Annotated in this window: 27 protein-coding genes; 11 read left to right on the top strand and 16 right to left on the bottom strand. The window is 63.0% G+C overall.

Features of this window, described 5'->3' with window-relative positions; translation table 11 throughout:
- Positions 1 to 70: 70 nt before the first annotated feature.
- From O7A70_RS17840 to O7A70_RS17820, 5 genes are all read right to left on the bottom strand, one after another.
- Positions 71 to 1,846: a tetratricopeptide repeat protein gene (locus O7A70_RS17840; RefSeq protein ID WP_337141630.1), complete on the bottom strand. Its 1,776-nt coding sequence runs from the start codon at positions 1,844 to 1,846 to the stop codon at positions 71 to 73.
- Positions 1,847 to 1,989: 143 nt separating this feature from the next.
- Positions 1,990 to 2,439, bottom strand: a complete 450-nt coding sequence (locus O7A70_RS17835) for a DUF1284 domain-containing protein (RefSeq protein WP_337141554.1) — start codon at positions 2,437 to 2,439, stop codon at positions 1,990 to 1,992.
- Entirely contained in the window at positions 2,436 to 3,029 is a 594-nt protein-coding gene (locus O7A70_RS17830) for a biotin transporter BioY (RefSeq protein WP_337141553.1), read from the bottom strand. The genes O7A70_RS17835 and O7A70_RS17830 overlap by 4 nt, the downstream gene beginning before the upstream one ends.
- 107 nt (positions 3,030 to 3,136) lie before the next feature.
- On the bottom strand, positions 3,137 to 3,805 hold the full coding sequence (locus O7A70_RS17825; RefSeq protein WP_337141552.1) for a GntR family transcriptional regulator: 669 nt from the start codon (positions 3,803 to 3,805) through the stop codon (positions 3,137 to 3,139).
- Positions 3,806 to 3,913: 108 nt separating this feature from the next.
- Positions 3,914 to 4,930, bottom strand: a complete 1,017-nt coding sequence (locus O7A70_RS17820) for a polyprenyl synthetase family protein (protein ID WP_337107884.1) — start codon at positions 4,928 to 4,930, stop codon at positions 3,914 to 3,916.
- Between the two features lie 189 nt (positions 4,931 to 5,119).
- On the opposite strand from O7A70_RS17820, the gene O7A70_RS17815 reads away from it, so the two are divergent.
- From O7A70_RS17815 to moaB, 6 genes are all read left to right on the top strand, one after another.
- Positions 5,120 to 5,344 carry a putative signal transducing protein gene (locus tag O7A70_RS17815; protein WP_027142312.1) on the top strand — a complete coding sequence of 75 codons (225 nt, stop codon included), beginning with the start codon at positions 5,120 to 5,122 and terminating at the stop codon, positions 5,342 to 5,344.
- Positions 5,344 to 6,144 carry a tRNA1(Val) (adenine(37)-N6)-methyltransferase gene (locus tag O7A70_RS17810; protein WP_337141551.1) on the top strand — a complete coding sequence of 267 codons (801 nt, stop codon included), beginning with the start codon at positions 5,344 to 5,346 and terminating at the stop codon, positions 6,142 to 6,144. Before O7A70_RS17815 ends, O7A70_RS17810 begins: the two co-directional genes overlap by 1 nt.
- A gap of 77 nt (positions 6,145 to 6,221) precedes the next feature.
- Positions 6,222 to 7,085, top strand: a complete 864-nt coding sequence (locus tag O7A70_RS17805) for a S49 family peptidase (protein WP_140507976.1) — start codon at positions 6,222 to 6,224, stop codon at positions 7,083 to 7,085.
- Between the two features lie 83 nt (positions 7,086 to 7,168).
- Positions 7,169 to 7,354, top strand: coding sequence for a hypothetical protein (locus tag O7A70_RS17800; RefSeq protein ID WP_127277518.1), 186 nt, complete (start codon positions 7,169 to 7,171; stop codon positions 7,352 to 7,354).
- A gap of 26 nt (positions 7,355 to 7,380) precedes the next feature.
- Positions 7,381 to 8,268, top strand: coding sequence for a 4-(cytidine 5'-diphospho)-2-C-methyl-D-erythritol kinase (locus tag O7A70_RS17795; protein WP_337141550.1), 888 nt, complete (start codon positions 7,381 to 7,383; stop codon positions 8,266 to 8,268).
- A gap of 1 nt (position 8,269) precedes the next feature.
- Positions 8,270 to 8,824, top strand: a complete 555-nt coding sequence (gene moaB, locus O7A70_RS17790; RefSeq protein WP_337141549.1) for a molybdenum cofactor biosynthesis protein B — start codon at positions 8,270 to 8,272, stop codon at positions 8,822 to 8,824.
- 31 nt (positions 8,825 to 8,855) lie between these two features.
- Here the strand turns inward: moaB and O7A70_RS17785 are convergent, their stop codons facing one another.
- Positions 8,856 to 9,383 carry a glycosyltransferase gene (locus O7A70_RS17785; protein ID WP_337141548.1) on the bottom strand — a complete coding sequence of 176 codons (528 nt, stop codon included), beginning with the start codon at positions 9,381 to 9,383 and terminating at the stop codon, positions 8,856 to 8,858.
- Positions 9,384 to 9,534: 151 nt separating this feature from the next.
- Between O7A70_RS17785 and O7A70_RS17780 the strand changes: the two genes are divergently transcribed.
- Positions 9,535 to 10,689: a PA0069 family radical SAM protein gene (locus tag O7A70_RS17780; protein ID WP_337107942.1), complete on the top strand. Its 1,155-nt coding sequence runs from the start codon at positions 9,535 to 9,537 to the stop codon at positions 10,687 to 10,689.
- A 152-nt stretch (positions 10,690 to 10,841) separates the two neighbouring features.
- A complete protein-coding gene (locus tag O7A70_RS17775) occupies positions 10,842 to 11,540 on the top strand; it encodes a ribonuclease HII (protein ID WP_337141547.1) in 699 nt (232 codons plus the stop codon).
- Positions 11,541 to 11,658: 118 nt separating this feature from the next.
- Here O7A70_RS17775 and O7A70_RS17770 read toward each other — a convergent pair whose 3' ends face one another.
- From O7A70_RS17770 to O7A70_RS17745, 6 genes are all read right to left on the bottom strand, one after another.
- Entirely contained in the window at positions 11,659 to 12,150 is a 492-nt protein-coding gene (locus tag O7A70_RS17770; protein WP_337141546.1) for a F0F1 ATP synthase subunit B, read from the bottom strand.
- A 10-nt stretch (positions 12,151 to 12,160) separates the two neighbouring features.
- Positions 12,161 to 12,760 (bottom strand): F0F1 ATP synthase subunit B, encoded by a 600-nt coding sequence (locus O7A70_RS17765; protein ID WP_140507881.1) that lies wholly within the window; start codon positions 12,758 to 12,760, stop codon positions 12,161 to 12,163.
- Positions 12,761 to 12,822: 62 nt separating this feature from the next.
- Positions 12,823 to 13,047 (bottom strand): F0F1 ATP synthase subunit C, encoded by a 225-nt coding sequence (locus O7A70_RS17760; RefSeq protein WP_013896722.1) that lies wholly within the window; start codon positions 13,045 to 13,047, stop codon positions 12,823 to 12,825.
- A gap of 85 nt (positions 13,048 to 13,132) precedes the next feature.
- Positions 13,133 to 13,891 (bottom strand): F0F1 ATP synthase subunit A, encoded by a 759-nt coding sequence (locus O7A70_RS17755; protein ID WP_027142301.1) that lies wholly within the window; start codon positions 13,889 to 13,891, stop codon positions 13,133 to 13,135.
- A gap of 57 nt (positions 13,892 to 13,948) precedes the next feature.
- Complete coding sequence (locus O7A70_RS17750; RefSeq protein WP_337141545.1) at positions 13,949 to 14,350, bottom strand: AtpZ/AtpI family protein; 402 nt, start codon at positions 14,348 to 14,350, stop codon at positions 13,949 to 13,951.
- A 257-nt stretch (positions 14,351 to 14,607) separates the two neighbouring features.
- A complete protein-coding gene (locus tag O7A70_RS17745; protein WP_337141544.1) occupies positions 14,608 to 15,789 on the bottom strand; it encodes a cell wall hydrolase in 1,182 nt (393 codons plus the stop codon).
- A gap of 247 nt (positions 15,790 to 16,036) precedes the next feature.
- Between O7A70_RS17745 and O7A70_RS17740 the strand changes: the two genes are divergently transcribed.
- Entirely contained in the window at positions 16,037 to 17,215 is a 1,179-nt protein-coding gene (locus tag O7A70_RS17740) for an acyltransferase family protein (protein ID WP_337141542.1), read from the top strand.
- A 7-nt stretch (positions 17,216 to 17,222) separates the two neighbouring features.
- On the opposite strand, the gene O7A70_RS17735 is transcribed toward O7A70_RS17740, so the two are convergent.
- A complete protein-coding gene (locus tag O7A70_RS17735) occupies positions 17,223 to 18,533 on the bottom strand; it encodes an MFS transporter (RefSeq protein WP_337141540.1) in 1,311 nt (436 codons plus the stop codon).
- A gap of 116 nt (positions 18,534 to 18,649) precedes the next feature.
- Between O7A70_RS17735 and O7A70_RS17730 the strand changes: the two genes are divergently transcribed.
- On the top strand, positions 18,650 to 19,570 hold the full coding sequence (locus O7A70_RS17730) for a LysR substrate-binding domain-containing protein (RefSeq protein WP_337141538.1): 921 nt from the start codon (positions 18,650 to 18,652) through the stop codon (positions 19,568 to 19,570).
- A gap of 18 nt (positions 19,571 to 19,588) precedes the next feature.
- Here O7A70_RS17730 and der read toward each other — a convergent pair whose 3' ends face one another.
- Entirely contained in the window at positions 19,589 to 21,019 is a 1,431-nt protein-coding gene (gene der, locus O7A70_RS17725) for a ribosome biogenesis GTPase Der (RefSeq protein WP_337141536.1), read from the bottom strand.
- The gene (locus tag O7A70_RS17720; protein ID WP_027142295.1) at positions 21,016 to 21,681 is read right to left on the bottom strand and encodes a tetratricopeptide repeat protein; all 666 of its coding nucleotides are present in this window, start codon (positions 21,679 to 21,681) and stop codon (positions 21,016 to 21,018) included. The genes der and O7A70_RS17720 overlap by 4 nt, the downstream gene beginning before the upstream one ends.
- A 192-nt stretch (positions 21,682 to 21,873) precedes the next feature.
- On the opposite strand from O7A70_RS17720, the gene O7A70_RS17715 reads away from it, so the two are divergent.
- Positions 21,874 to 22,878 carry a polysaccharide deacetylase family protein gene (locus O7A70_RS17715; protein WP_337141629.1) on the top strand — a complete coding sequence of 335 codons (1,005 nt, stop codon included), beginning with the start codon at positions 21,874 to 21,876 and terminating at the stop codon, positions 22,876 to 22,878.
- A gap of 26 nt (positions 22,879 to 22,904) precedes the next feature.
- Here O7A70_RS17715 and sbmA read toward each other — a convergent pair whose 3' ends face one another.
- Positions 22,905 to 24,167, bottom strand: coding sequence for a peptide antibiotic transporter SbmA (gene sbmA, locus O7A70_RS17710; protein ID WP_337141534.1), 1,263 nt, complete (start codon positions 24,165 to 24,167; stop codon positions 22,905 to 22,907).
- Positions 24,168 to 24,268: the final 101 nt, after the last annotated feature.

Genomic DNA, 24,268 nt, shown 5'->3' with positions numbered 1-24,268 from the left:
TGAGCGGAACGGATATCAAAACGAAAACGGGGCCCTGAGAGCCCCGTTCGCATTCCAAAGAAGGCGATTTTCAGCCCTTGGGGGCCGGAACCGGCTCCGGCTTGACCTTCGGGGTCTCCTGCGCCGTGTTGGATTCGATCGGCGGCAGGCCCTTCATCAGCTTCTGCTGCAGGGTGGCCAGCACGTCGGGATCGGGCTTCAGGTCGCGAGCCTGGTTCCACTGGAAGGTGGCTTCCAGCTTGCGGCCGACGCGCCAATAGGCGTCGCCGAGATGGTCGTTCAGAACCGGATCTTCCGGCTTCAGCGCGACCGCGCGTTCCATCTCGCGCACGGCGTCATCGAACCGGCCGAGGCGGAAATAGGCCCAACCCAGGGAATCGACGATGTAGCCGTCGCTTGGCCTGAGATCGACGGCCTTCTGGATCATCTCCAGGCCTTCCTTCAGGTTGGTGTTCATGTCGACCCAGGAATAGCCGAGATAGTTCAGCACCTGCGGCTGATCTGGCTGCAATTCCAGCGCCTTGCGGAAATTCGGCTCGGCCTTCGGCCATTCCTTCAGCCGCTCATAGGCGATACCGCGCTGATAGAAGATGTTCCAGTTGGCGGCGGTTGGCGTCTTCAGCGCCTCGACGGCCTTGTCGTAGAGATTTGCGGCGGAGCGGAAATCATCCTTCGAGGAGTAGACACCGCCGAGCGCCAGATAGGCGCGCATGTCGTTGGGATGGGCTTCGACGAAGGCCTTCAGATGCGTGATCGCCTCGTCATGGCGGTCGAGGTCGGCAAGATTGAGGCCAAGCTGCAGGTCCGAAATCTCCTTCAGCGGCGAAGAGTCCGGGATGCGCCGATAGAGCGCGATGGCGCCCTCGCCGTCCTTCAGCTGCTCGGCGACGGCGGCGAGCTGCACGAGGGCCGCGTCACTGTCGGGCTTCAGGGCCAGGGCATATTGCAGATAGAGGCGCACGAATGGCTCGCCGCCGCCGCGGTTGAGCGCGGTGGCAAGATCGAGCAGGATTTCGGAAGCACCGTCGGACGGACCAGACACGAAGGGCGAAATCTTGTCGCCCTTGCTGATCCTGTCACGCAAGGCGACGATTTCCAGCTTGCCCGGCGAGAACGCCTCGGCCTGGTCGAGCACCGAGATCGCCTTGGCCTTGTCACCCTTGCGGGCCAGGAACGATGCATAGGCCTGCGCGTTGCGCATCCAGGTTTCAGGCGCCGCACCGCCGGCCGTGGTATCCTGCATCGTCGCCGCGTAGATCGCCTCGGCCTTTTCGGGCATACCAGACGCATCGGCGATCAGGGCGCGGTGGAAGGATTTGAACAGGCCGAACCAGTCCGGCCCCTGCAACTTGTCGATCGAAGCCATCGCTTCGCTGGCCTGGCCGGCACCTTGTTCGGCCCAGCCGGACATGACGCCGGAGATCAGCCGGTCGAGGTCGGATTCCAGCGACAGCTTCAGCCAGTACTGCGCCTTGGTGAAATCCTTCTTGTGGAAGGAATCGACGGCCAGCGCCAGGCGCGAGAAGCGCTCCACATCGGGCACTTCCTTGAGCTTGTCGGCATAGACCAGCGATTCGTCGAAGCGGCCTTGCGCGATCAACGATAGCATCAGGCTCTGCTGCAGTGCGGTGTCGCTCGGATTGAAGGCCAAGGCCTGCTTGTAGTACGCGATGGCGCTGTCGAGGTCGTTGTCGCCCTCGGCGATCCGGGCAGCCAGATAGGCGCCCGAGAACGACGAGATCTTGACCGGTTCGGTGGATTGCTTGGCATAGGCCGGCAAAGCCGAGATCGCCATGCCCGTCACAATTGCCAGCCTTGTCAGCCAGCGCGCACGTCCTTGCTGCATCATATCCCTTTCAGCCAGGCGCCATCTCCGCGTCAGCGGGATCGACCCAGACTCGATCTTTCCAGGCAAAGCATGGCCTTTTTGGGGTCGCGCTTCAATCCGCCCAAAATTCACAATCGGGTCACCCGATTAACAAACCATGGCTAAAAGGGACAGTTTTGCGTCTCAACGGGCCGTTGCAACCGCGTATCGCGATAGCCGCCGCTTGCCACCGTGCCGCACAGCCCGCTCCATTCGCAGCCCCCGCATGCCGTGCGCACGTGGCCGGCTGAAAACGCCTGCCGCAGCCGCATCAGGGTCGCGGCATCGAGATCGAGGCGGACGCCGTCCCGGATCGGCCGAGCCAGCAGCGCTTCCACGTCATCGCCGGCCTGCCGGTCCCGCCCGGCCGCGCTGTCGCGCAAGCAGTGCGGTTCCGGCTCGCCAAGCAACGGGGCGCAGACGTCGTCCGGGCCGGAGACGAGGAGGATGTCCTCGCCCCGGCTCAGGCGCTCCGCGATCCCGTCATAATTGGCGGTGAAAGCGGGGCTGTATCCCTTGCCCACATAGGTGAGCAGGCAAAGGAGATGATGGGCGCGAAGCCTGATCGTCACGGCTTCGGCAAGTTCATCTTGCCGCGCGGGAGCGCCATCAGCGTCGCGGCGCCAAGCGCCGACTTCAGCAACCCGCCGACGATGAACGGCACGAAGCCGAAGGTGATGGCTTTTTCAACGCCAATGATGGCAGCGAGCCACACCGTTCCGATAACCAGGCACAGAAGGTTACCGACCAACATGGCAAGGAAGGCGAGGATGACCCTGTTGCCGTTCCAGCCGCGTTCGGCCAGCCAGCCGACCAGCGCGCCGGTGATCGGGAAGGCAAAGAGATAGCCGCCCGTCGGGCCGACGAAATGCTGTATGCCGGCAGCGCCGCCGGCCAGGACCGGGAAGCCGGCAGCACCTTCGACCAGCCAGGCGGCGATCGTCACCGCACCAAGCCGCCAGCCGTAGAGCGCACCGATCAGGGTCACGGCAAAGGTCTGCATGGTCACGGGAACAGGCACCATCGGCACCTCGATATAGGAGGACAGCGCCAGGAAGAGCGTGCCGAGCACGACGGCGCCGGCCTGCCAGCCGAGCGATCGCTGCTGGAGGCGCAGCGGGCTGAAGGACGGTCTGGCGGACGAGAATGCGAGGTTGGTCATAGGCTTCCCTTCGGTCGATCCAAAATTATAGATAATTTCTGCGTTCGATCTATTATCGAATCCACATTTTTGGAGCGATAGCAAGCCCAGGCTTGGGAAAAGGGCGCTTAACCCACGATCGCGAAGGCTTCGCGTGTGGCGCCGGACGCTGTCCTGACCGGCTTGCGGCCAATCCATTGCACATGCCGTCCCAGTGTTGCCGCGGCCGATTCGGTATTTCCCTGCCGCAAGGCACTGAGGATCGCCCGGTGGTCCTGATCGGTGCGCGTCTCCCACTCCGAGCGCCATGCCGCGAACAGGAAGCGGGCGCTTGCCGCGTGCAGGTCGTCGATGGTGGCAAGCAGGCGCGGCATGCCGCATGGCGCCAGGATCAGCCGGTGAAAGGCGCGATTGGCCTCCTCCCACGACCTGACATCGCGGGATTTGTCGCCGGCCTTGGTCGCCTCCTCGGCCTGGTCGAGAATGGCCGAGGTCAGATGCGGCGCGGCGTGGCGCAGTGCCAGCACTTCGAGCGCCGCCCGCATTTCGGCGACCTCCTTGACCTCACCCAGGTCGAAGGCCGCCACGCGCACGCCACGGCGCGGCTCGCTGACGGCGAGCCCTTGCGCCTCGAGGCGGCGGAAGGCCTCGCGCACGGGAACATGGCTGGTGTTGAATTCCTCGGCGACATGATCCTGCCGCAGCCTCGCCCCCGGCTCGATCGTGCCGGAAATGATGCGATCCGCCAATACCTTGCTGATGCGCACCGCTATGGTGTCGTCCGTGCCTTTTGCCATGATTTATAGATAATTTGCGGCAAGGCGGCTTGTCGAGACGGCAGGGTCGAATTCACAGGCGTCTTTTCACTGGCGCAGCCCCGGGAAGCCCAGCGAAAGCCGGTCGCCTCAGTTCACCCGGCTGATGCAGAAATCGATGACGTCGATCAGCGCCGATTTCTGCGGCGTCTCTTCCAGAGGCGCCAAGGCGTCGCGGGCGATCTCGCCGAAATGGCGGGCGCGCCCGATTGTGTCGGCAATGGCGCCATGGCGGGTCATCAGGCCGATCGCCTTTTCCAGCCCGGCGTCGTCGACCACATTGTCCTCGATGGCACGCTTCCAGAAGGTGCGTTCGGCCTTGCTGCCGCGCCGGTAGGCGAGGATGACCGGCAAGGTCACCTTGCCCTCGCGGAAATCGTCGCCGACATTCTTGCCGAGATCCTTGCTGGTGCCGCCATAGTCCAGCGCATCGTCGATGAGCTGGAAGGCAAGACCGAGATTCATTCCGTAGGAGCGCAGCGCAGCGCGATCGTTGCGGGTCGCCTGGGCGATAACCGGGCCAACCTCGGCGGCGGCCGAAAACAGCGCTGCGGTCTTCGCCTTGATGACGGCGAAGTGCTCGTCCTCGGTGGTTTCGAGGTTCTTGGCGGCGGCAAGCTGCATGACCTCGCCCTCGGCGATGATCGAGGCGGCGCTCGACAGGATGTCGAGCGCTTCGAGCGAGCCGACATCTACCATCATGCGGAAGGCCTGACCGAGCAGGAAGTCACCGACCAGCACACTGGCCTGGTTGCCCCAGATCATGCGGGCGGTCTTCTTGCCGCGCCGCATGCCGCTTTCATCGACAACGTCGTCATGCAGAAGCGTGGCCGTATGCATGAACTCGACCGAAGTGGCGAGCTTGACGTGGCCCTCGCCGGCATAGCCGAACATCTGCGCCGCAGCCAGCGTCAGCATTGGCCTGAGCCGCTTGCCGCCGGACGAGATCAGGTGGTTGGCGACTTCGGGAATCATCTCGACGTCGGAGCCGGCCTTGGACAGGATCAGTTTGTTGACGCGCCCCATATCGGCCGCCGTCAGATCGATCAAATCCTTGATGGAGGCGGGCTCCCGCTTCCCGTTTTCGATGTTGAGAACGACACCCACGACAATCACTCCCGTCTTGGTATAACGCGTGCGACGGCACCCTTAGTCCCGGCACGGACTCTAGGGCGGCGGGCACGGCCACGGCAAGTGGCGAATTGGCGCGGCGGCGACGACAGCCTGTCAACGTCGGCAAACGCGGGAGTGCGGCCGCACGTTTACATGCATGCTGCAACCTGCGAGTTTCTTGCGATGATAGAGCTAATCCGCACCAACGACGCCGTCATCATCTCGTTTGTCGAATCGCTGATGCGCGACGCCGGCATCGGCTGCTTCGTCGCCGACCAGAATATGAGCGTGCTCGACGGCTCGCTCGGCATCCTGCCGCGGCGCGTCATGGTCGACGCCGACCAGGCCGACGCAGCGCGACGCATCCTGACCGACGCCGGCATCGCCAACGAGATCCGCCAGAAATAATGTCCGCCGCGCCAGCCACCCTTGACACGGATATGCCGGCCCATACGGTCGATGCCTTCCACCGCGGCCGGTTCTGGCTCGTGCAGCCCAAGCATGGCGGCCATCGCGCCGGGATGGATGCGATGATGCTGGCCGCATCGGTGCCATCCTCGTTTGGCGGGCGGCTCGCCGATTTCGGGGCCGGCGCCGGTGCTGCCGGTCTGGCAGTGCTGTCGCGCTGTCCGGACGCCCAGGCTGTGCTGGTCGAACGCGCGCCTGAGATGGCTGCCTTCGCGGCGGCCACGCTTGCCCATCCCGGCAATGCGCATCTCAGCGATCGCGCGGCCGTGCTTGTCGCCGATGTCACCGTTTCGGGCCGGGCCCGGGCCGCCGCCGGCCTTGCCGACAATGATTTCGACTTCGTCATCATGAACCCGCCTTTCAACGCAGCACGGGACCGCGCCACATCGGACCGCCTGCGAAAAGAGGCCCATGTCATGGAGGATGGCCTGTTCGAAAACTGGATCCGCAGTGCGGCAGCGGTTGTCAGGCCGCGCGGCGAGCTTGCCGTGATCGCCCGGCCCGAACAGCTCGGCTCCATTCTCGACGCGATTTCAGGCCGCTTCGGCGAAGCCGAGATGCTCGCCGTGCACCCTCGCCCCGACGCGGCGGCGATCCGCATTATCGTGCGGGCGGCGCTTGGGGCGCGGGGAAAGCTCGCCATCCGTCCGCCCCTGATGCTTCACGCGCGATCGGGCAACGGCCCCGACGAGCGCAGCGAAATGATAACCAACGGGCTCGCCTCGCTGTTCGGAGACTGAGCTGTTCGCGGCCTGAACATTGTCGTTGGGCGGGAAATCCCTACATGCCTGCAACCATCGCCGGAGACCACTTCATCGTGAAACGTCTTTTCAACCGTCTGCTGCCGAAGTCCTGGCGCTCCACCGTCGACACCATTCCGGTCATCCGGCTGCACGGCACCATCATGGCCGGCGGCGGTCCGTTCCGGCCGAGCCTGTCGCTTGCCTCCACCGCCGGGCTGATCGAAAAGGCGTTTTCCTTCGACGCGCCGGCGGTCGCGATCTCGATCAACTCCCCCGGCGGCTCCCCGGTGCAGTCGCGGCTGATCTTCAAGCGAATTCGGGACCTTGCGGTCGAGAAGAACAAAAAGGTGCTTGTCTTCGTCGAGGATGTCGCGGCGTCTGGCGGCTACATGATCGCTGTCGCCGGCGACGAGGTCTTCGCCGACCCCTCCTCCATCGTCGGATCGATCGGCGTGGTGTCGGCCTCGTTCGGTTTCCCGGAACTAATGAAGAAGATCGGCATCGAGCGCCGTGTCCACACCGCCGGCCAGAACAAGGCAGTGCTCGATCCGTTCAAGCCCGAGAAAAAGGAAGACGTCGAGCGGCTGAAGGTGCTGCAGCTCGAAGTGCACGAGACCTTCATCGATCTGGTCAAGGAGCGGCGCGGCACGAAGCTGGCGGACGATCCGGAGCTGTTCACCGGATTGTTCTGGACCGGCAAGAGAGGCTTGGAACTCGGCCTCGTCGATGCGCTGGGCGACATGCGCACAGTACTGAAGACCCGCTTCGGGCCGAAGACCCAGCTCAAGCTGATAACGGCGCCGCGCGGTCTGTTCGGCCGCTTCGGCCTGTTCGGCTCGAGCAAGGGCTTTTCAGCGCCCGATATCGCCGCGGCAGCGGCCAGCGGCGTCATTGATGCGGCGGAAGAGCGCGCATTGTGGGCGCGCTTCGGGCTTTGAAAAAGCCATGAAAGCGTCTAGCATGGTTGCCCGAAAGACCCGACCGGCCGCCCTTACTGGCCCAGCGTGGTAGGAGTTTTGACATGCCGCAACTCATTTTCTTTGCCGTCGTCGGCGTTGCCGCCTATTTCGGCTACCGCACCTTCCTGCGCGAGGCTGAGCGCGTGACGGCCAAGGTACGGCGGACCGAAAAACAGGCGGCCAACGGCGCGATGGGAACGCTGGTCAAGGATCCGAAGACCGGCGAATACCGGCTGGCCAAGGACTGACCCTCATTTCACTCGCAATCGAGACTGTGGAGTCCGGTCCGCATGTCCGGACATGGGCAGCACCGGCCAAGATAAACCTTGCCCTGCACGTCACCGGCAGGCGCCCCGACGGCTATCATCTCATCGAAAGCCTGGCTGTGTTCACGCGCTTTGGCGACAGGATCGAGATCGCGCCGGCTGAAGGCGACGATTTCACCATATCCGGCCGCTACGCGCCGGACGTTCCGCCCGATGGCGACAATCTGGTGCTCAAGGCACGCGACGCGTTACGGCAGGCCGCCGGTCTTCGGAGCACGCCGCCCGTGATCATCAGGCTCGAAAAGAACCTTCCAGTCGCGTCCGGCGTGGGCGGAGGGTCGAGCGACGCGGCGGCCGTGCTGCGCGGGCTGGCCGACAGCTGGGGGCTGGACATCGATAGCGCCGAGCTGGCGCGCATCGGTCTCTCGCTTGGCGCCGATGTGCCGATGTGCCTGGCGGCAAAGCCGCTGGTGGCGCGCGGCATCGGTGAGGAGCTGTCGATGGTGCCGGATTTTTCGGCGCTGGGTCTGGTGCTGGTCAATCCAGGCACGCCGGTCTCGACGGCGGAAATCTTCGCAGCACTGTCCCGGCGCGACAATGAGCCACTGCCGCCGCTGCCGCGCAGCATCGAGTTTCACAGCCTGCGCAACTGGCTGGAGATCACCCGCAACGATCTCGAACCTGCGGCCCTTGCGATGCGACCCGCCATAGGCAGGGCGCTTTCATGGCTTGATAAGGCCGGATCGGGTTTTTCACGAATGTCCGGATCGGGCGCTACATGCTTCGGCCTGTTCGAGACCGGCAATGTCGCCAAGCGCGCGGCGGCCGAGATCCGCAGCCGCCAGCCCGACTGGTTCGTCGCGGCAACACGCAGCATTGCATCGGAGGCTGAGTGAGATGGCCAGGATTGACGAGAGCCGTGCCTTCATTCCGGTGCGCATCGCGGTGCTGACGGTTTCCGACACACGCAGCCTTGCCAACGACAAATCCGGCCAGACGCTGGCCGATCGCATCACCGAGGCCGGCCACATCCTGGCCGGCCGAGATATCGTCATCGACGACCGCGAAAAAATCCGTGACACCGTTCTGGCGTGGTCGCGGGACAAGGCCATCGACGTCGTGATCACCACCGGCGGAACCGGTTTCACCGGCCGCGATGTGACGCCCGAGGCGCTGGAGCCGATTTTCGAAAAGCGCATGGATGGCTTTTCGGAAGTTTTCCACCGCATCTCCTACGACAAGATCGGCACCTCGACGATCCAGAGCCGGGCGACCGGCGGCGTCGTCAACGCCACTTTCGTCTTCGTGCTGCCGGGCTCGCCCGGCGCCTGCAAGGATGCCTGGGACGGCATCCTCAAGGCACAGCTCGACTACCGGCACATGCCCTGCAACTTCGTCGAGATCATGCCGCGCCTGGACGAACATCTGCGGCGCGGCAAATCGGCCCCTTAAAAAGCAACGCCACGCAGAGCAACTGCAAAAATCACCTCGGAGAGCGCTGCGCCTGCCTCGGTGGCGCCACCCAGATCTCGGCGTCGAGCTTCTTTGTCGCCAAGCCGCGCGCCAACGCCTCGGCGGTGCCGGCATTCTTGGACAGAGATGCCGCCTGCCGCTTGCTGATCACCAGTCCGTCGGCGAGAGCACGGTTTGCGGAAAAGACCCTGGCCAAGAACGGCGTACGGCTGCCCCGCGCCCGCGCGAACCGGGCGGCCATGGTCTGCCTGGCCGTATGGGCGACGACCGCGTCGATCCAGCCCTCTACCAGCCTCGCACCCGGTTCGAGAAACAGCAGCCAGTCACCCTTGGCCTGGCGGATGCCGGCGGCGATGCCGCCGCTCCCCACATAGTGGCAGCCGGCATGCTCGGCGACACGATGCGTGTGGTCGGTGGAGCCGGTGTCGCAGACGACGACCTCTCGCACCACGCCCTCGACCGCGCCGCCAATCAGCGTCGCCAACGTGCGGGCGAGACCCTCCTCGTCATTATGCGTTTCGATGAGAACACTGAGCATCGTGAGCCGAATAGCGGAAACCACTGACCGACGCCAGTTTTTGCATCGCGCCATAGAAAAGTTCTTGCTTTGTTCTCATCAACAAAATAGGAATAATTTCATGAGCAGAGCGATTCGACACAACATGGACAGTCCCTGGGAGCGGGCGAAGATGGAACCGATCATGCGCGCCGATATTGCGGCCTTCGGAGCAGGACGAGCCGAGATGGCCAACGCGATGATCGAGCAGAGTGGCATGCGGGTCCGTCCGGACCGCAACCGTGGCCGATCGGCGGGCATCAATCCGTCCGGCCGGTTCGAACCTGTCAGCCGGCATGTCTTTGACGATGGCTGGAGTTCGCTGGAGGAACTGCCTCCGTTCAAGACCGAGGTGCAGGTGGAGAAGCCGCGCACCATCATCACCCGCAACGAATCGCCCGACATCTCCTTCGACCGGTCGATCAATCCCTATCGCGGTTGCGAGCACGGTTGCGTCTATTGCTTCGCGCGGCCGACGCACTCGTTCATGGGCCTGTCGCCGGGCCTGGATTTCGAATCCAAGCTGTTCGCCAAGCCGGATGCGGCACGCCTGCTCGACAAGGAGTTGTCGAAGGATGGCTACCAGCCGCGCACCATCGCCATCGGCACCAACACCGATCCCTACCAGCCGATCGAGAAGCAGTACCGGATCATGCGCGAAATCCTCGAAGTGCTGGAGGCACGCGGTCATCCGGTCGGCATCGTCACCAAGTCAGCCCTAGTGGTGCGCGACATCGACATTCTGTCGCGCATGGCCGAGCGCGGGCTCGCCAAGGTGGCGCTGTCGGTAACGACGCTTGACCGCATGCTGGCCAGGACGATGGAGCCCCGCGCATCGACGCCGACCAAGCGGCTGGAAGCGATCAGGCAGCTTTCGGAAGCCGGCATCCCGGCTTCGGTGATGGTGGCGCCGATCATTCCGGGCCTGACCGACCAGGAGATGGAACGCATCCTCGACTCGGCACATCATGCCGGTGCGCGGGAGGCCGGCTATGTGGTGCTGCGCCTGCCGCTGGAGGTCAGCCCAATCTTCAAGGACTGGCTGCTGCGCCACTATCCCGACCGCTATCGCCACGTGATGTCGCTGATCCGTTCGATGCGCGACGGCAAGGACTACGATTCGGAGTGGGGCAAGCGCATGAAGGGCGCTGGGCCCTATGCATGGCAGATCGGCCGGCGCTTCGAGATCACCGCCAAGCGGCTCGGCCTCAATGCTGAACGGCGCACGCTGCGGACCGACCAGTTCGTCGCGGCCGGTAAGGACCAGGAGCAGTTGATGCTGCTCTGAAGCCGAAAGACACCGCGGCTGTTCATTGCCGCCCTGCAAAAAGATCCCGTCCGGCCTGCCCCGGCCTGCAGACGGTGCCCTCCCGGTCCGGCGCCCCACCCGACCCGGAGGGACTTGCGGAGAATCAGAGCCGATGCGAACCTCGCCGCAACATGGCTCGCGCGCGTTCTGATTCTCCGCCTCTCTTCGAAATCGTCGAGAAACCCGATTTCTCCTTCGAGACGAAGGCGATGGCCGATGGCCTGTGGCCGGTCGCGGGGATGGACGAAGCCGGCCGTGGCCCGTTGGCCGGGCCGGTGGTAGCGGCGGCAGTGGTACTCGACCCCGCCAACATTCCCGAAGGGCTCGACGATTCCAAGCGGCTCAGCCACTTGCAGCGCGAAGCGCTGTTTCTGCGCATCATCGGCTCCGCGCTCGGCGTCTCGATGGCGTCGGTCAGCGCCGAAGGCATCGATGGCAGCAACATCCTCAAGGCGAGCCTCGAAGCGATGCGCCGCGCACTGGTCGGGCTGCCCATCCAGGCAAAGCTCGCGCTGGCGGATGGGCGCGACGTGCCGCCGGGACTGCCCTGCGAAGGACGCGCGCTGATCAAGGGCGACCAGCGCTCGCAATCGATCGCCGCAGCCTCGATCGTGGCCAAGGTCATGCGCGACCGCATGATGTGCGGCTGCGGCAATCATCACGACCGCTACGGCTTCGAAGTCCATATGGGCTACGCCACGGTCCGGCACCGTACGGCGATCGAGGCGCATGGCCCCGTCGCTCGGCTGCACCGCATCTCGTTTGCGCCGTTCCGGTTGGGCGGCGCCGAGGTGACGGAAGAAGAAGAAAGCTTCGCCGGGCTGGAGTAAGGCGACGGCAGTGGTGATTGCCGATCTCCCCCACGAGGGGAGATTGGCAGCGTTGACGCACCGCACAAAAAAGCCGCCAGGTTGCCCGGGCGGCTTTGATTTGCTCAATGCTGTCAGCTTAGTTCAGCTTCGCCTTCACATCCTGCAGCGCGGACCTGAACAGGTCGGCTCCGGCCTTGGAGTCGACCTTGGCGGCGAGCAATGCGCGTGCCGCCTCGACAGCGATGTCGACGGCGCTGGCGCGCACTTCGCCGATCGCTTCGCGTTCGGCCTGGCCGATCTTCTGCTCGGCAAGCGCGGTGCGCCTGGCAACGTAATCCTCGGTCTTCTTGTAGGCATCGGCGGCCAGCAGATCCGCCTCGCGCTTGGCGGCCGCGACAATGTCGGCAGCTTCCTGCTCGGCTTCCTTGCGCTTCTTCTTGTACTGGCCGAGCAGTTGCTGGGCTTCTTCGCGCAGCTTGCGTGCCTCGTCGAGTTCACTGCTGATCCTGGCGGCGCGGGCGTCGAGCGCCTTGGCGATCATGCGGGGCACCTTGATATAGACGGCGATGCCCAGGAAGATGATCAGGGCAATCGTGGCCCAGAGCGTTGCGAGAGATGTAGCGTCCATGATGCGCTCCTCACCGGGCCACGGATTTGACCGCGGCCGCGATCTCGGCCTTGCTGGTCTTGCCGCCAACCAGTGCCTCGACGATCGCCGAAGCGGTGTCTTCGGCGATGCTGCCGACTTCCTTCATGGCGTTGGCCTTGATGGAAGCAATGCGTGCCTCGGCCTCGCCAAGTTTGGCGTCGAGCGCGGCCTCGATCTTCTTGCGCGCGGTCTCGGCTTCCGCCTTGGCCGCATCGTTGGCCTGCTGGCCGATCGAATTGGCGTTCTTCTTGGCCTCCGCCAGTTCCTGCTCGTAAGCGGCAACGGCGGCGTCCGCCTCGCCCTTCAACTTGGCTGCCTGGTCGAGATCCTGGCTGATGCGGTCGTTGCGGACGTCGATGATGCCGCCGACGCGCGGCATCACGACCCGCTTCAGGAAGAGGTAGAACAGCCCGAACGTGATCGCCAGCCACAGAAGCTGCGACGGAAACGTCTCCGGATTGAATGGCGGAAACGTGCCGTGCGCTTCGGCAGGCACGCTGGTGCCGGAATGCGTGTCGCCTCCGGTCGCAGCGTGGCTGGTGTCGGCTGATGGCGCGGACTCTTGCGCGAAGGCAGATGTCACGAACATGGACTATCCCCAGATATCAGGCCCGCCGCTAGCGCGGCCGGCCTGTCCAATCTTCTCAGTACTCAGCCGAACAGGGCCAGCAGCGCGATGAGAAGCGAGAAGATGCCCAGAGCTTCGGTCACGGCGAAGCCGAAAATCAGGCGGCCGAACTGGCCGTCGGCAGCCGACGGGTTGCGCAGCGCGCCCGAGAGGTAGCTGCCGAAGATGTTGCCCAGGCCAATGCCCGCGCCACCCATGCCCAGGCAAGCGATGCCGGCGCCGATGTACTTTGCTGCTTCTGCGTCCATTTGTTCAACTCCTTTGGATCTGAAAATTCCGTTGCGATTTCATCCGGCACCAATGTTGGAAACTCTTGGGCCGGAACTCTTGGCCTCAGTGCCCGGGATGCAGGGCGTCGTTGAGATACATGCAGGTCAACACGGCAAAGACGTAGGCCTGCAAGAAAGCGACCAGCAGTTCAAGCGCCGTCAGCGCTACCGCCATCGCCAACGGCAGGATCGAACCCGCCACACCGACCGCGCCCAGCGCGGAGAGGCTGACGACGAACCCAGAGAACACCTTGAGCGTGATGTGGCCGGCAAGCATGTTGGCGAACAGACGAACCGAGAGGCTGACCGGGCGCGACACGAAGGAGATGACCTCGATCAGCACCACCAGCGGCAGCAGGAACACCGGCACGCCATGCGGCACGAACAGCTTGAGGAAGCCAAGACCATGCTTCATGAAGCCGTAGACCACCACGGTTCCGATCACCAGGGCCGCGAGGCCGAAGGTGACGATGATGTGGCTTGTAACAGTGAAGAAATAGGGAAACAGGCCGAGCAGATTGGCGACCAGCACGAACATGAACAGCGAGAACACGAAGGGGAAGAACTTCATGCCCTGCGTGCCGGCGGCGTCGCGCAGCATGTTGCCGACGAATTCGTAAGCCATTTCGGAGACCGACTGCAGTCGGCCTGGAACCAGGCTGCGGCTCGATGTCGTCAGGAACAGGAACGCCGCGGCAACGACCACGGTGGCGACCATGAACAGGGCGGAATTGGTGAAAGACAGGTCATAGCCGCCGATCTCGATCGGTATCAGCTTGTTGATATGGAACTGGTGGATCGGATCGACCTTGTCAGCTGCCACGTTCAAACCCCGTCAATGCCGCGTACGGCTAAATTACCATTGCCGCCTGAAGGGCGGTCATTTGCTGTCATCCCGGTCACGGCGCGGCTTGGCACCTTGTCCGAATTCCGCCACAACGCCAGCCGAACGCATGACATTGAGCACGCCGGCGCCAAAACCAAGCAGCAGGAAAACGATCAGACCCCACGGCGATGTCCCCGCCATACGATCGATGATCCAGCCGATGCCGGCGCCCACCACCACCCCTGCGATAAACTCGCTGGATAGTTTGATCGCCTGACCGTATCCGGTCACTAGTTTCGCGTCGTCTTTCCCCTCGAGCCGGTTCGGCAGCCTGGTCGCAAGCGATGCTCCAAGTTCACGCCGACGTCGCTCAAGATCGTCGTCGCGGATTTCGGGGTCATGCTCTTTGCCGCGGCCGGTTTCTCCGGTTCCGTCTGGCCCCTTTTTTTCGGCCATCGCAACCCCCCTGCCCGGGCAGACCGTCACCGTCCGTCCGCTTCTAAAGTCGCCGGCAACATAGTTAGAGGGTTTGCGCCCGTCAAGCCACGGACGGAACTTCCGAGCTGTGTATTTTAGACAATGAAATCAATGTACTAGCGAGGTGCGACATCGTGCCCGCGGCGATCAGGGGGATGCGCCGCGCGAATCCCCCAGACAATGGGTCTCCAATCGACCGTGCGACCGCGCGAAAAGAGCGGCGGGCGGCGGGCCGCTCAACTCCAGCCGCCACCATAGGTCCGGTAAAAGATATGCAGGCCGATCTTGGTCATCTTCTGCATTGTGTGCGCCCAGCCGGGATGAACATAGTTCGCATAGTAGTGGGTGGACGATCCTACTTCCGGAATGAAGATCTTGCCGGCGGTGACGGCCATGCCGATGTCCTGCGCGGTCTGGTAGGCGACAGGATTGTCGATGCGCTTCTTCCTGCCGTCGCAAGCGAATGAAAACTGACAGCGGTTGAACCAGCTGTCGTTCTGGTAGACGACGCCGCAGATCGAATTGGGATAGGCGGGATTGCGGACCCGGTTGAGGATCACCTGGGCAACGGCGGCCTGGCCGCGCACTGCTTCGCCGCGTGCCTCGAAATAGATGCCGTTGGCCAGGCATTTCTGCTCCGGCTTGGAGAAGACGCTGGCAGGAAGCGGATTCTGGATCCAGGCGTGGTCGCCCTTGGCCATCGGCGGAATGAAGCGGCCGCTGTTGGGCTGCTCGTCCTGAAGCAGGGCTTCAAAGGGCGAGGCCTTGGCATAGTCCGGCGCGGATTGCGCATAGGCGGTCGCCAGCACATCGGGATGGTCGTTGTTGACGAGGGCCGCAAGCATGGCCGGCACGCCGGGATCCGGCTTCCTGTCCTCACGCGCGTGGAAGGCGGCGGCGATCTGGATTTCCTTGCCTTTGATCTGAGGCTTGGCGAATGCCATTTTCAGGTCGCCATCCATGCTCGGCCGCATCAGCGAGGAGGTCCGCTGGAAGATCGAGCCGGCATTGAAGTTCTTCGGCGGCGCTACGGGAGAGACCTGGACGATGCGGCCCTTCTTGTCGGCGCGCACGACGCGATCCTCGTCGGGCGACCCGCTGACCTTGCCGCCCTTGCCGCGGAACGAAACGGAGCCGATACCGGGAAGGCGAACGCCGGAACCCGAGATCGAGCCGGTGATGTCGGACTCGACGAACGGCATCTCGGCTGCGTGGACCGAACCGGCGACGGATTTCTCGACATAGGAGTTCCAGCGCGCGGTCGGCGATTCGAGGCCGGAAACGAGGCCGGTCATGTCCTGGTAGGCGGCGACGGTCGGAAAGCCGATCCAGATACCGAGACCGATGATGAACGGAGACACAAGGCTGCGTTTCTCACCGGCGGCGGCCATCAGCCGCTTCAACACACGTCGATGCACGGAACTCTCTCCAGGAACGCAACTGACCCCACTGGAGAGCAAAATGATGCATTAACCTTGATGGGACGTTAACGGGATCGGTCGGGTTTTCCCGGTAGGCTCAAGGTCGTGGCTTCGAAGTCGGGCGGTTTTGCGGCAACCGGTGACAAGCATGACCACGTAAAGGGAGCACAACTTTAACGGGATATCCATAATCCGGCGGTCAAATGGAACCGGTTCAAACGATTCCGCAAGTCCGGGGGCGGTGGTGGAGATTACGAACGTCAATGGCGTGGCATCGGCGAAAGCAGCCAGGCGCCCTCAGCTTCACAATCTGACGGCCTTGCGAGCCGTCGCGGCCCTGTCGATCTTCATCCATCACCTGAAGCAACTCGGCATCGACGCTTCTCGATCCCTTTGGGATCTGGATCTCGGTTGCGCCGTATCGTTCTTCTTCGTCCTTTCGGGTTTCGTGTTGTCTTACAGCTTCCAGGGGAAATTCCAGACCTCGCGCGACGTCAGAAATTTCATCGCCCAGCGATTCTTCCGGATATGGCCGGTTCATATGCTGTGTTTTTTCTTTGCCCTGGTAACACTTCACAGTCCGAGAAGCTTCCTCACCGCATATTTGACGACTGCATTGCAGAGTTCGTGGGTTCCGACCTATGGCACGGCTTACGCCTATAATGGCGTCTCGTGGTCGATATCGGTGGAGCTGTTTTTCTATCTCCTGCTGCCGTTCATCCTGATCCTGAAACCACGACGTATATTGCTGGTAATCTGCGGTTGGACGCTCGCCGTCCTTGGCCTGCTTGCCCTTACGACGGTATTGCCGCACCCGGTCTTTGCGCCCACCAGCGGACCAACGTGGCCGGATTTATACGTTACGGACGCATCGTTTGCTCAACTCTTTCCGCCCTTGCGGATGGCGGAATTCTTGTCGGGGATAGCCGTCTATCAGTTGTTCAGCGGCCGGCGTATTCCCGACAAGTGGGTGGCGTTCTGGCAGATCGCCGTGGCCGCATGCCTGGCGTCTTACCTGAGTGTGCACGCCGAGATAACGCAAATCCTTCTCGACCATGCATCGGTCATGGTGTCCTTCGCCTACCAGGAATACGGGATGTATCCGCTGTTCGCCGCCATGGTCTATGTCTTCGCACACCAGTCCGGCGGCGTGACGCGCATCCTATCCTCCCGTCTCTTGGTTTTCTGTGGAGAGATCAGCTTTGCATTTTACATGATTCACCAGATCGTCATCCGCAATCTGCTTTATTTCGACTGCGGACCGATGGCGGCGGCCATTGCGGCAGGCGTGGCCAGCCTGCTGTTTGCGATTATCATCCACCGGACGGTGGAGAACCCCTTCATCACCTGGGCCAAGCAATGGTTCCCGATGATGCGGCAAGCGCCCTCTTCCAGGGAAGCACCTGTAGCGGCGACCGCCTGACGTCCCGTTAGTCCGCTTCGGATCGGGCCGCTGGCCGCAGGAAGATCGGCCAGGCGATCAGCGCGCAAACCGCGGCCGACAGCCAGACGCCGGGCCAGGACCAGAGCTGCAGCAGCCCCGGAATGGCTACCGGCACCAGGAAGAAGCCGACGAAGACAAAGCTGTTGGCGAGGCTGAGCGCGGTTCCGACATGGCCGGCACCGGCCAGCGTGGCAAGCTCGGTATAGGCAACGCCGTGCCAGGCGGAGACCGAGATGCCGGCGACGACAAGCACCAAGGGCAGGACAGCGATCAGGACGGATTGGCTGTCCGGCATTGCGGGTACGGCCAGAACCAGCATCCAGAGCATCACGAAGGCCAGGGCGCTCAGCGCACTGCACAAGCGAAGGAACTGACGGCGGTTGCCGTGGCGATCGGTGAAGCGGCCGCTCCAGACGCGCATGACCATGGCACCGACCTGCACCGCGGCGAGGCTGGCGCTGATCGCCGTCGTGCCAAGTCCGGCAAAGTCGTGCAGGAACACCGACGCGAAAGTGAGGACCGCCACTTGCGGAAAGCAGAGCAGGCCGATGGCGGTCGAAATGCGCCAGACCTCTGTGTTGCGCAATGGCGCCGGGCCGGCCACCTCGGACGGAACGGCGTGGCCGCCACCCGCCGCCGGCGGTTCGTGCAGCCAACGCCAGGCGAACATGGCGGAGAGAGCGGATGCCGCCGCCAGGAGCCCGAACACCGCGGCAAAACCGAAAGCCAGGGCAAGCGAAGGCAGGACGAGCGCGCCGAGGCCGCCGCCAAGCGGCACCGCCGTCTGCCTGATGCTCATGGCAAAACCGCGCTCATTCTCCCGGAACCAGGCCATGATGGCGCGGCCGCTCGAACCGTTGACACTGCCGCCGAGCAGTCCCGTGACGAGCAGGCTTGCCGCCAGCAGCGTGACATCGGGAATGCCCGCCCTCGTCGGCACGACGAGGATCGCCATCGCAAGCAGCCACGCCGCCGTCGCGCCAAGCCCGATCAGAAGCACGCGGCGATCCCCCCACCGGTCGGTGAGCAGACCCCATGGCAGTTCGCTGAGCGCAACCCCCAGCCCGAGAAGACCGAGCACCAGGCCGAGTTCGGCATTGTTCAAGTGATAGCCTTGGCGAAGCACGACCGCCGTGGCCGGTATGCCCGAGAAAGTGGCCGAGAAACCGGCGTTCGCGGCAACCCCGATACCCAGGACCTTCCAGCGATGATTAGGCCCGAAGGTCCGGCCGGCCGGGGTGGTGGCGGCGCCTCGCCCGGATGGCTGGCAATCGTTGCGAATGACGGTGGCAGACATGATTCCATTCCCGTGACGCCGGTCGAGCGGCCTTGACGGGATGGATGTAGCGCCATAGCTTCATCCATAAAATCAGGAAGTTTTTGATTGATAATCCTGAAAACAAGGACGATCCAATGCGACGTGTCACATTCGATCTTGACGTGCTGAGAACTTTCATCACCGGGATGGAACTGGGAAGTTTCGCCAGGGCAGCCGAGCGGCTTGGCCGCTCGACCTCCGCCGTCAGCGCACAGTTGAAGAAACTGGAGGAGCAGGCCGATACGCCGATCTTCCGCAAGGCGGGGCGTGGCCTGTCCCTGACCGAAGCCGGCGAGACGATGCTTGGCTATGCGCGGCGCCTGATCGAGCTCAATGACGAGGCAGCATTGGCCATCCGTGACGTCGAACTGGAGGGCTGGGTGCGGCTCGGCCTGCAGGAGGATTTCGGCGAGGCCGTGTTGCCGGAAGTGCTCGGGCGCTTCGCCCGTGCCCATCCCAAGGTTCGGATCGAAGCACGGATCGGGCGCAGCCACGAGTTGGCCGAGCGTATCCTCTCCGGCAATCTCGACATCGCGCTCGCCTGGCATGACGGCACGAAGCTGCCATACAGCCGGCATGTCGCCGACGTGCAGGCGCGCTGGATCGGCCCGGCAAAACCGATGGAGGCAGGCCCACACACTGACGAGACGCTGCAACTGGTTGTGTTCGAGGCGCCTTGCCTGCTGCGCACCGTGGCGACCGAGACGCTGGATCGTGCCGGGCGGCCCTGGCGCATGGCGTTCTCCAGCCCTAGCCTTGGCGGTATATGGGCGGCGGTGGCGGCAGGCCTCGGGCTGACGATCCGCACCGATATCGGCCTGCCCGCGAATGTCAGGGCGCTCGCGCCCGGAGTGCTCGGGCTGCCGCCGCTGCCGAAGATGGCGCTGCACCTGCATCAGAAGGATGCCGAGCTCGATCCGGTCGCGGCGCGGCTGGCCGACATCCTGCTGCAATCGGCGTTCGAGGCGTTGCCTGAGGGCGCCGAGACGAAAGAGAACCTGCTGAAAGTCGCTTAAGCGTTGCCGAGCCGAGCCTCAGCGCTTCTTCGCCCGGCCGGCGAAGGGGTTGTCGGACGTCCTCAACGCGATGCGGATCGGCACGCCGGGCATGTCGAAGGCTTCGCGCAGGCTGTTGGAGAGATAGCGGACATAGCTTTGCGGCATCGCATCCGGCCGCGAGCACTGGACCACGAAGCCCGGCGGCCGCGTCTTGGCCTGGGTGACGTATTTGACCTTCAGCCGGCGCCCGGCAACGGCGGGCGGCGGATGATGCGTCAGGATGGCTTCGAGCCAGCGGTTGAGCTTGCCGGTCGAAACACGGCTGTTCCAGACCTTGTGCGTCTTCAGCACCGCATCCATCAGCTTGTCGAGGCCGCGTCCGGTCTCGGCCGAGACCGGCACGGCCTGGATGCCGCGCGCCTGCGGCAACAGCCGCTCGGTCTTCTCGCGCAGTTCGGCCAACAGCTCCTGCGGGTTGTCGATGAGGTCCCATTTGTTGAAGGCGATCACCGGTGCCCGGCCCTCGCGGATGATCAGGTCGGCAATCTGCAGATCCTGCTTCTCGAAGGGAATGGTGGCGTCGAGCACGATGATGACGATCTCGGCGAAGCGGATGGCGCGCAAGCCATCCTGCACCGACATCACTTCCAGCTTCTCGTGGATCCTGGCCTTGCGGCGCATGCCGGCCGTGTCGAACAGTTTTATGCGGCGGCCGCGCCAGTCCCAGTCGACGGAGATGGAATCGCGGGTGATGCCGGCTTCCGGTCCGGTCAGCAGCCGCTCCTCGCCGATCAGTGCATTGATCAGCGTCGACTTGCCGGCGTTAGGACGGCCAACGACGGCGATGCGCATCGGCTTGGTGTCGTCATAGGCCGGCTCGGCATCCGGATCGGCGATGTCCTCGCCGATCAGCACTTCGTTGGCGGCGGCTTCTTCGTCTTCGCCGTCCTCGTCTTCACCGAAGGCGCGCGCCTGGCCAAGCGCTTCGATCACCGCGTCGCGCAGGTCGGGCATACCCTGGCCATGTTCGGCCGAAACCGGGATCGGCTCGCCAAGCCCGAGCTCCCAGGCCTCCAGCATGCCGCCTTGGGCGCCCTTCGCCTCGGCCTTGTTGGCGACCAGCACGACCGGCTTGCCGGATTTGCGCACGATCTCGGCAAAGGTCCTGTCATCCGGCAACAGGCCGGACTTGGCGTCGATGGTGAAGAAGATCAGATCCGCCTCGCGGATGGCGATTTCGGTCTGCGCGCGCATGCGTCCCGGCAAGGTCGAAGCGCCGGCATCCTCGAAGCCCGCTGTGTCGATGACATCGAAATGCAGATCGTAAAGCTTGGCGGCATGGACACGGCGGTCACGGGTAACACCCGGCGTGTCGTCGACAAGCGCCAGCTTCCTTCCCACCAGCCGATTGAAAAGCGTCGACTTGCCGACGTTAGGTCTGCCTATGATGGCGACTTTGAAGGTCACGATGCACTGCCCGACCCGCGGATCAGCTCGGACATCAAGGTCGCCCGCTCTCGCGTGTTGCGCGGGGCGCCGTCATCGGAGGCGATCTGGTCGAACAGTTTCAGGGCGTCCTGGGTCTTGCCTTCCTTCCAGGCGGCAAGCCCGAGCGCCTCGCGCGCGCTGTGGCGCAGCGTGTTGGTGTCCGATGTCAGCGCCTCGACGCGGCTCGACACGTCGGCGAAGGAGCCGTGATCGACGAGCAGGAGCGCCGCCCTCAGCCGCGCCATGTCGCGCAGACCCTGGGGAATGGCGGTGTCGGCGGCGACATCGTCGAAATCCTTGACGGCCGCATCGACGTCGCCCTTGTTGGCCTTGACGGTCGCGGCGCGCATGCGGGCGAGCAGCGGATAGGCGCCGTAGCCATCCTTTTCCAGCTGAACGAGCGCGGCCAGCGCGTCATCGTTCTTGCCGTCATTGGCGAGCTTCAGCGCCTGCGAGAAGGCGTCGCCGGAGCGGTTGGCGCGTGTCTCGTCCCAATAGCGATAGCCGACGAAGGCGGCGGTACCGAGCACCACCAGGATGGCAATCACAAGCAAGGCCGGGCCGAAACGGTCCCACAGCTTCTGCGCCTGTTCGCGACGCATCTCGTCATTGACTTCGCGGATAAAACTGTCGTCGGACATCAATCAAACCATTCCTGCCCCGGGCCGGGGCGGTTCATGAGCCCGCGTTTTAGCGAAATTTTGTCGGCATGGAAGGGGTTCGAGCGGAAAATCGGCTATTGCCGGGGCAAACCCACGAAAACCCCAATCGCACCGGCGCCACATTTGCGCGATAGCCGGCTTGCCGACCATCCGGAGTCCGTAAATTTGCCGATCCCTTGTTTGTCCCGCGTTGTTGCGTTCTCGATTGCCTCGTTCGCCACCGCCGGCGCGGCCCTGGCCGACCCGTCGGCGCCACCAGCACCAAGGCCGAAGCAGGTCGTCATCATCTCCTTCGACAGCGCGCGCGACATCTCGCAATGGAAGCGCAGCAGGGCGCTGGCCCAGCGCACCGGCGCGCATTTTACTTATTTCCTGTCCTGCGTCTTCCTGCTGTCGCCCGAGACACGCGGCCAATATACCGCGCCGGGCAAGAGCGCGGGCAAATCCAACATCGGCTTTGCCGTCTCCAGGCAGGAAGTGGCCGAGCGGCTGGAACAGATCGGCCTCGCTGCCCACGAGGGCCACGACATCGCCAGCCACGTCTGCGGCCATTTCGACGGCAAGGACTGGACCAAGGCCGACTGGCTGAAAGAGTTCGGCTCCTTCGAGCACGTTCTCGAGAACGCCTATGCGATCAACGGCATTGCGCCCGAACCCGAGGGCTGGCGTGATTTCGCGCGGCATGCGGTGGTGGGTTTCCGGGCACCGTATCTGTCGACAGGCAAAGCGCTTTACGAGGCACTGCCGGCGGCCGGCTATCAATTCGACGCCAGCGGCGTTTCAAAGGGCCCTGCCCTGCCGCCGACCGTCGGCGGCATCACCCGTTTTTCCCTACCGCTAATCCCGGAGGGACCGACATCGCGGCCGGTGATCGCCATGGACTACAATCTCTATATCAGGCATTCCGGCGGCTTCGAGCGGCCGAGCAAGGCCGGGGAGTTCGCCGACCGGACCTATCAGGCGTTTCGCACCGCCTTCGATGCGCAATATCAGGGCAAGCGCATTCCGCTGGAACTCGGCTTCCACTTCACGCTGATGAATGACGGCGCCTACTGGAACGCGCTGGAACGCTTTGCCGGCGAGGTCTGCGTCAAATCAGATGTCGAATGCATCAGTTTTCGCGATTATGTTTCGCGGCAGGATGGCGTCCAAAGGCAGGCAGCGGTTGGCGGCTGAGCCGCCAACCGCTGATTCCTCTTCTGTTAAGCTGGATCGGACTGCTGGGCGTGGCGTTCAATAAAGCGGCGATCTATGCTGGGAAGCGGCTCGCCATCCAAAGTCGCTTCAAAAGCGCGCAAGCGTTTATATATGGACGTCAGCACGACGATCTCGCTCCAAGAATTGACGAGGTATTGGAACGAAGAACGGACCTGATCGAATGAGTTAAGAATTTGATTAAGCGCTCCAAGCTTAATTTTCCCCGCCACCATCGTAGGAACAAGGACGATATAGGGAAATATATTGTCGATCTGCAGGTAAAATATCCTGGCGATGTTAAAGTATACATAGTGGAAATATAGCCTAAAATAATTCTTTCGAACACTAGCGAATAGCTCCCTGACAGTCTGCGGCTGTGCACGATTTGCATCGTCCTCACCATAAACAAGTTCCTTGCGGTAAGCGGCCTCGACACGCTGATTCCGAAACTCGAGCCCTGGCAACTTGATGCCAACCAGCCAAAGGAAAGTAGTGCCGAAAATCGACCACAGTATCGCAACCACCACAAGTGAGTGCGGCACCTCACCGACAAGAGGGAGTTCCGTGACAACCGCAGAAAACCGCATCAGAAGCGGCAGGAATGCGATCAATGTCATGATCGAACTCACCAGACTAACTCCCAGACCCTCCATCATGTTGGAAAACCGCATCGTGTCATCCTGGACGCGTTGCGATGCACCTTCGATATGGCGCAGCCTGCTCCAATTGGCCATGTAGTAATCATTCATTGCGGTGCGCCAGCGGAAGATCCAATGACTAACGAAGAATCTATTGAGGACCCCCACCGTAACTGCCAAAAGCGCTATCCACGTAATCGTGAGAAGCTGCGAGTAGAAATCCCATGGAGTCGCAGAAAATGGGGTACCAAGCGCCTTTTGGATCAAATCATAGAACGGGCCATACCAATCGTTGAAAGCGACGCTCACCTGAACTTGATAATAAATCACAAAAAGAATTAGAGACGACCCAAGAATAGACCAGTTCTGCCACGGGTGTGGCCGGTACCAGGCCCAAAATCCGTAGAAAACGATAACTGCCAAGGAAAAATATACATAAAACCAAAGAAATGGCTTCGACCAGAAAACCGACACGCCAACGATCTTCGCGACATCAGGAGCATTGGGTGGCAACCCAAAAAAAGCGCCGATCTGTTCGCCACCAAAGAACCAGAACAGGATTGCTGCAAGGCTCCAGATGGCGGCCGAAGAGAAGAAGAGCTTCGGCTGCGGGAAGAAGGATACGAACACTGTGGCGAATTCCTCGATCTATGCGCAAATCAGTCGGCGGGCATAAAGTCACACATTAGGGGGAAAGAAAATGCCTGCCCGATCTCAGGCGCGGAGCAAGA

The organism is Mesorhizobium sp. Cs1299R1N1, from assembly GCF_037179655.1.
Lineage (GTDB): Bacteria > Pseudomonadota > Alphaproteobacteria > Rhizobiales > Rhizobiaceae > Mesorhizobium > Mesorhizobium salmacidum.
The sequence above is the reverse complement of the archived record's forward strand: the minus strand, read 5'-3'. Positions and strand labels throughout refer to the sequence as shown.

What these genes read in the sequence shown, in the direction of transcription:
- O7A70_RS17730 (WP_337141538.1), top strand. Translation starts at nt 18,650, where the DNA reads ATGCGACGTGTCACATTCGATCTTGACGTGCTGAGAACTTTCATCACC.
- O7A70_RS17830 (WP_337141553.1), bottom strand. Translation starts at nt 3,029, where the DNA reads ATGACCAACCTCGCATTCTCGTCCGCCAGACCGTCCTTCAGCCCGCTG.
- O7A70_RS17780 (WP_337107942.1), top strand. Translation starts at nt 9,535, where the DNA reads ATGGAACCGATCATGCGCGCCGATATTGCGGCCTTCGGAGCAGGACGA.
- O7A70_RS17840 (WP_337141630.1), bottom strand. Translation starts at nt 1,846, where the DNA reads ATGCAGCAAGGACGTGCGCGCTGGCTGACAAGGCTGGCAATTGTGACG.
- O7A70_RS17720 (WP_027142295.1), bottom strand. Translation starts at nt 21,681, where the DNA reads ATGTCCGACGACAGTTTTATCCGCGAAGTCAATGACGAGATGCGTCGC.
- O7A70_RS17825 (WP_337141552.1), bottom strand. Translation starts at nt 3,805, where the DNA reads ATGGCAAAAGGCACGGACGACACCATAGCGGTGCGCATCAGCAAGGTA.
- O7A70_RS17785 (WP_337141548.1), bottom strand. Translation starts at nt 9,383, where the DNA reads ATGCTCAGTGTTCTCATCGAAACGCATAATGACGAGGAGGGTCTCGCC.
- O7A70_RS17760 (WP_013896722.1), bottom strand. Translation starts at nt 13,047, where the DNA reads ATGGACGCAGAAGCAGCAAAGTACATCGGCGCCGGCATCGCTTGCCTG.
- O7A70_RS17770 (WP_337141546.1), bottom strand. Translation starts at nt 12,150, where the DNA reads ATGGACGCTACATCTCTCGCAACGCTCTGGGCCACGATTGCCCTGATC.
- O7A70_RS17815 (WP_027142312.1), top strand. Translation starts at nt 5,120, where the DNA reads ATGATAGAGCTAATCCGCACCAACGACGCCGTCATCATCTCGTTTGTC.
- O7A70_RS17750 (WP_337141545.1), bottom strand. Translation starts at nt 14,350, where the DNA reads ATGGCCGAAAAAAAGGGGCCAGACGGAACCGGAGAAACCGGCCGCGGC.
- O7A70_RS17765 (WP_140507881.1), bottom strand. Translation starts at nt 12,760, where the DNA reads ATGTTCGTGACATCTGCCTTCGCGCAAGAGTCCGCGCCATCAGCCGAC.
- O7A70_RS17810 (WP_337141551.1), top strand. Translation starts at nt 5,344, where the DNA reads ATGTCCGCCGCGCCAGCCACCCTTGACACGGATATGCCGGCCCATACG.
- moaB (WP_337141549.1), top strand. Translation starts at nt 8,270, where the DNA reads ATGGCCAGGATTGACGAGAGCCGTGCCTTCATTCCGGTGCGCATCGCG.
- O7A70_RS17735 (WP_337141540.1), bottom strand. Translation starts at nt 18,533, where the DNA reads ATGTCTGCCACCGTCATTCGCAACGATTGCCAGCCATCCGGGCGAGGC.
- O7A70_RS17800 (WP_127277518.1), top strand. Translation starts at nt 7,169, where the DNA reads ATGCCGCAACTCATTTTCTTTGCCGTCGTCGGCGTTGCCGCCTATTTC.
- O7A70_RS17775 (WP_337141547.1), top strand. Translation starts at nt 10,842, where the DNA reads ATGGCTCGCGCGCGTTCTGATTCTCCGCCTCTCTTCGAAATCGTCGAG.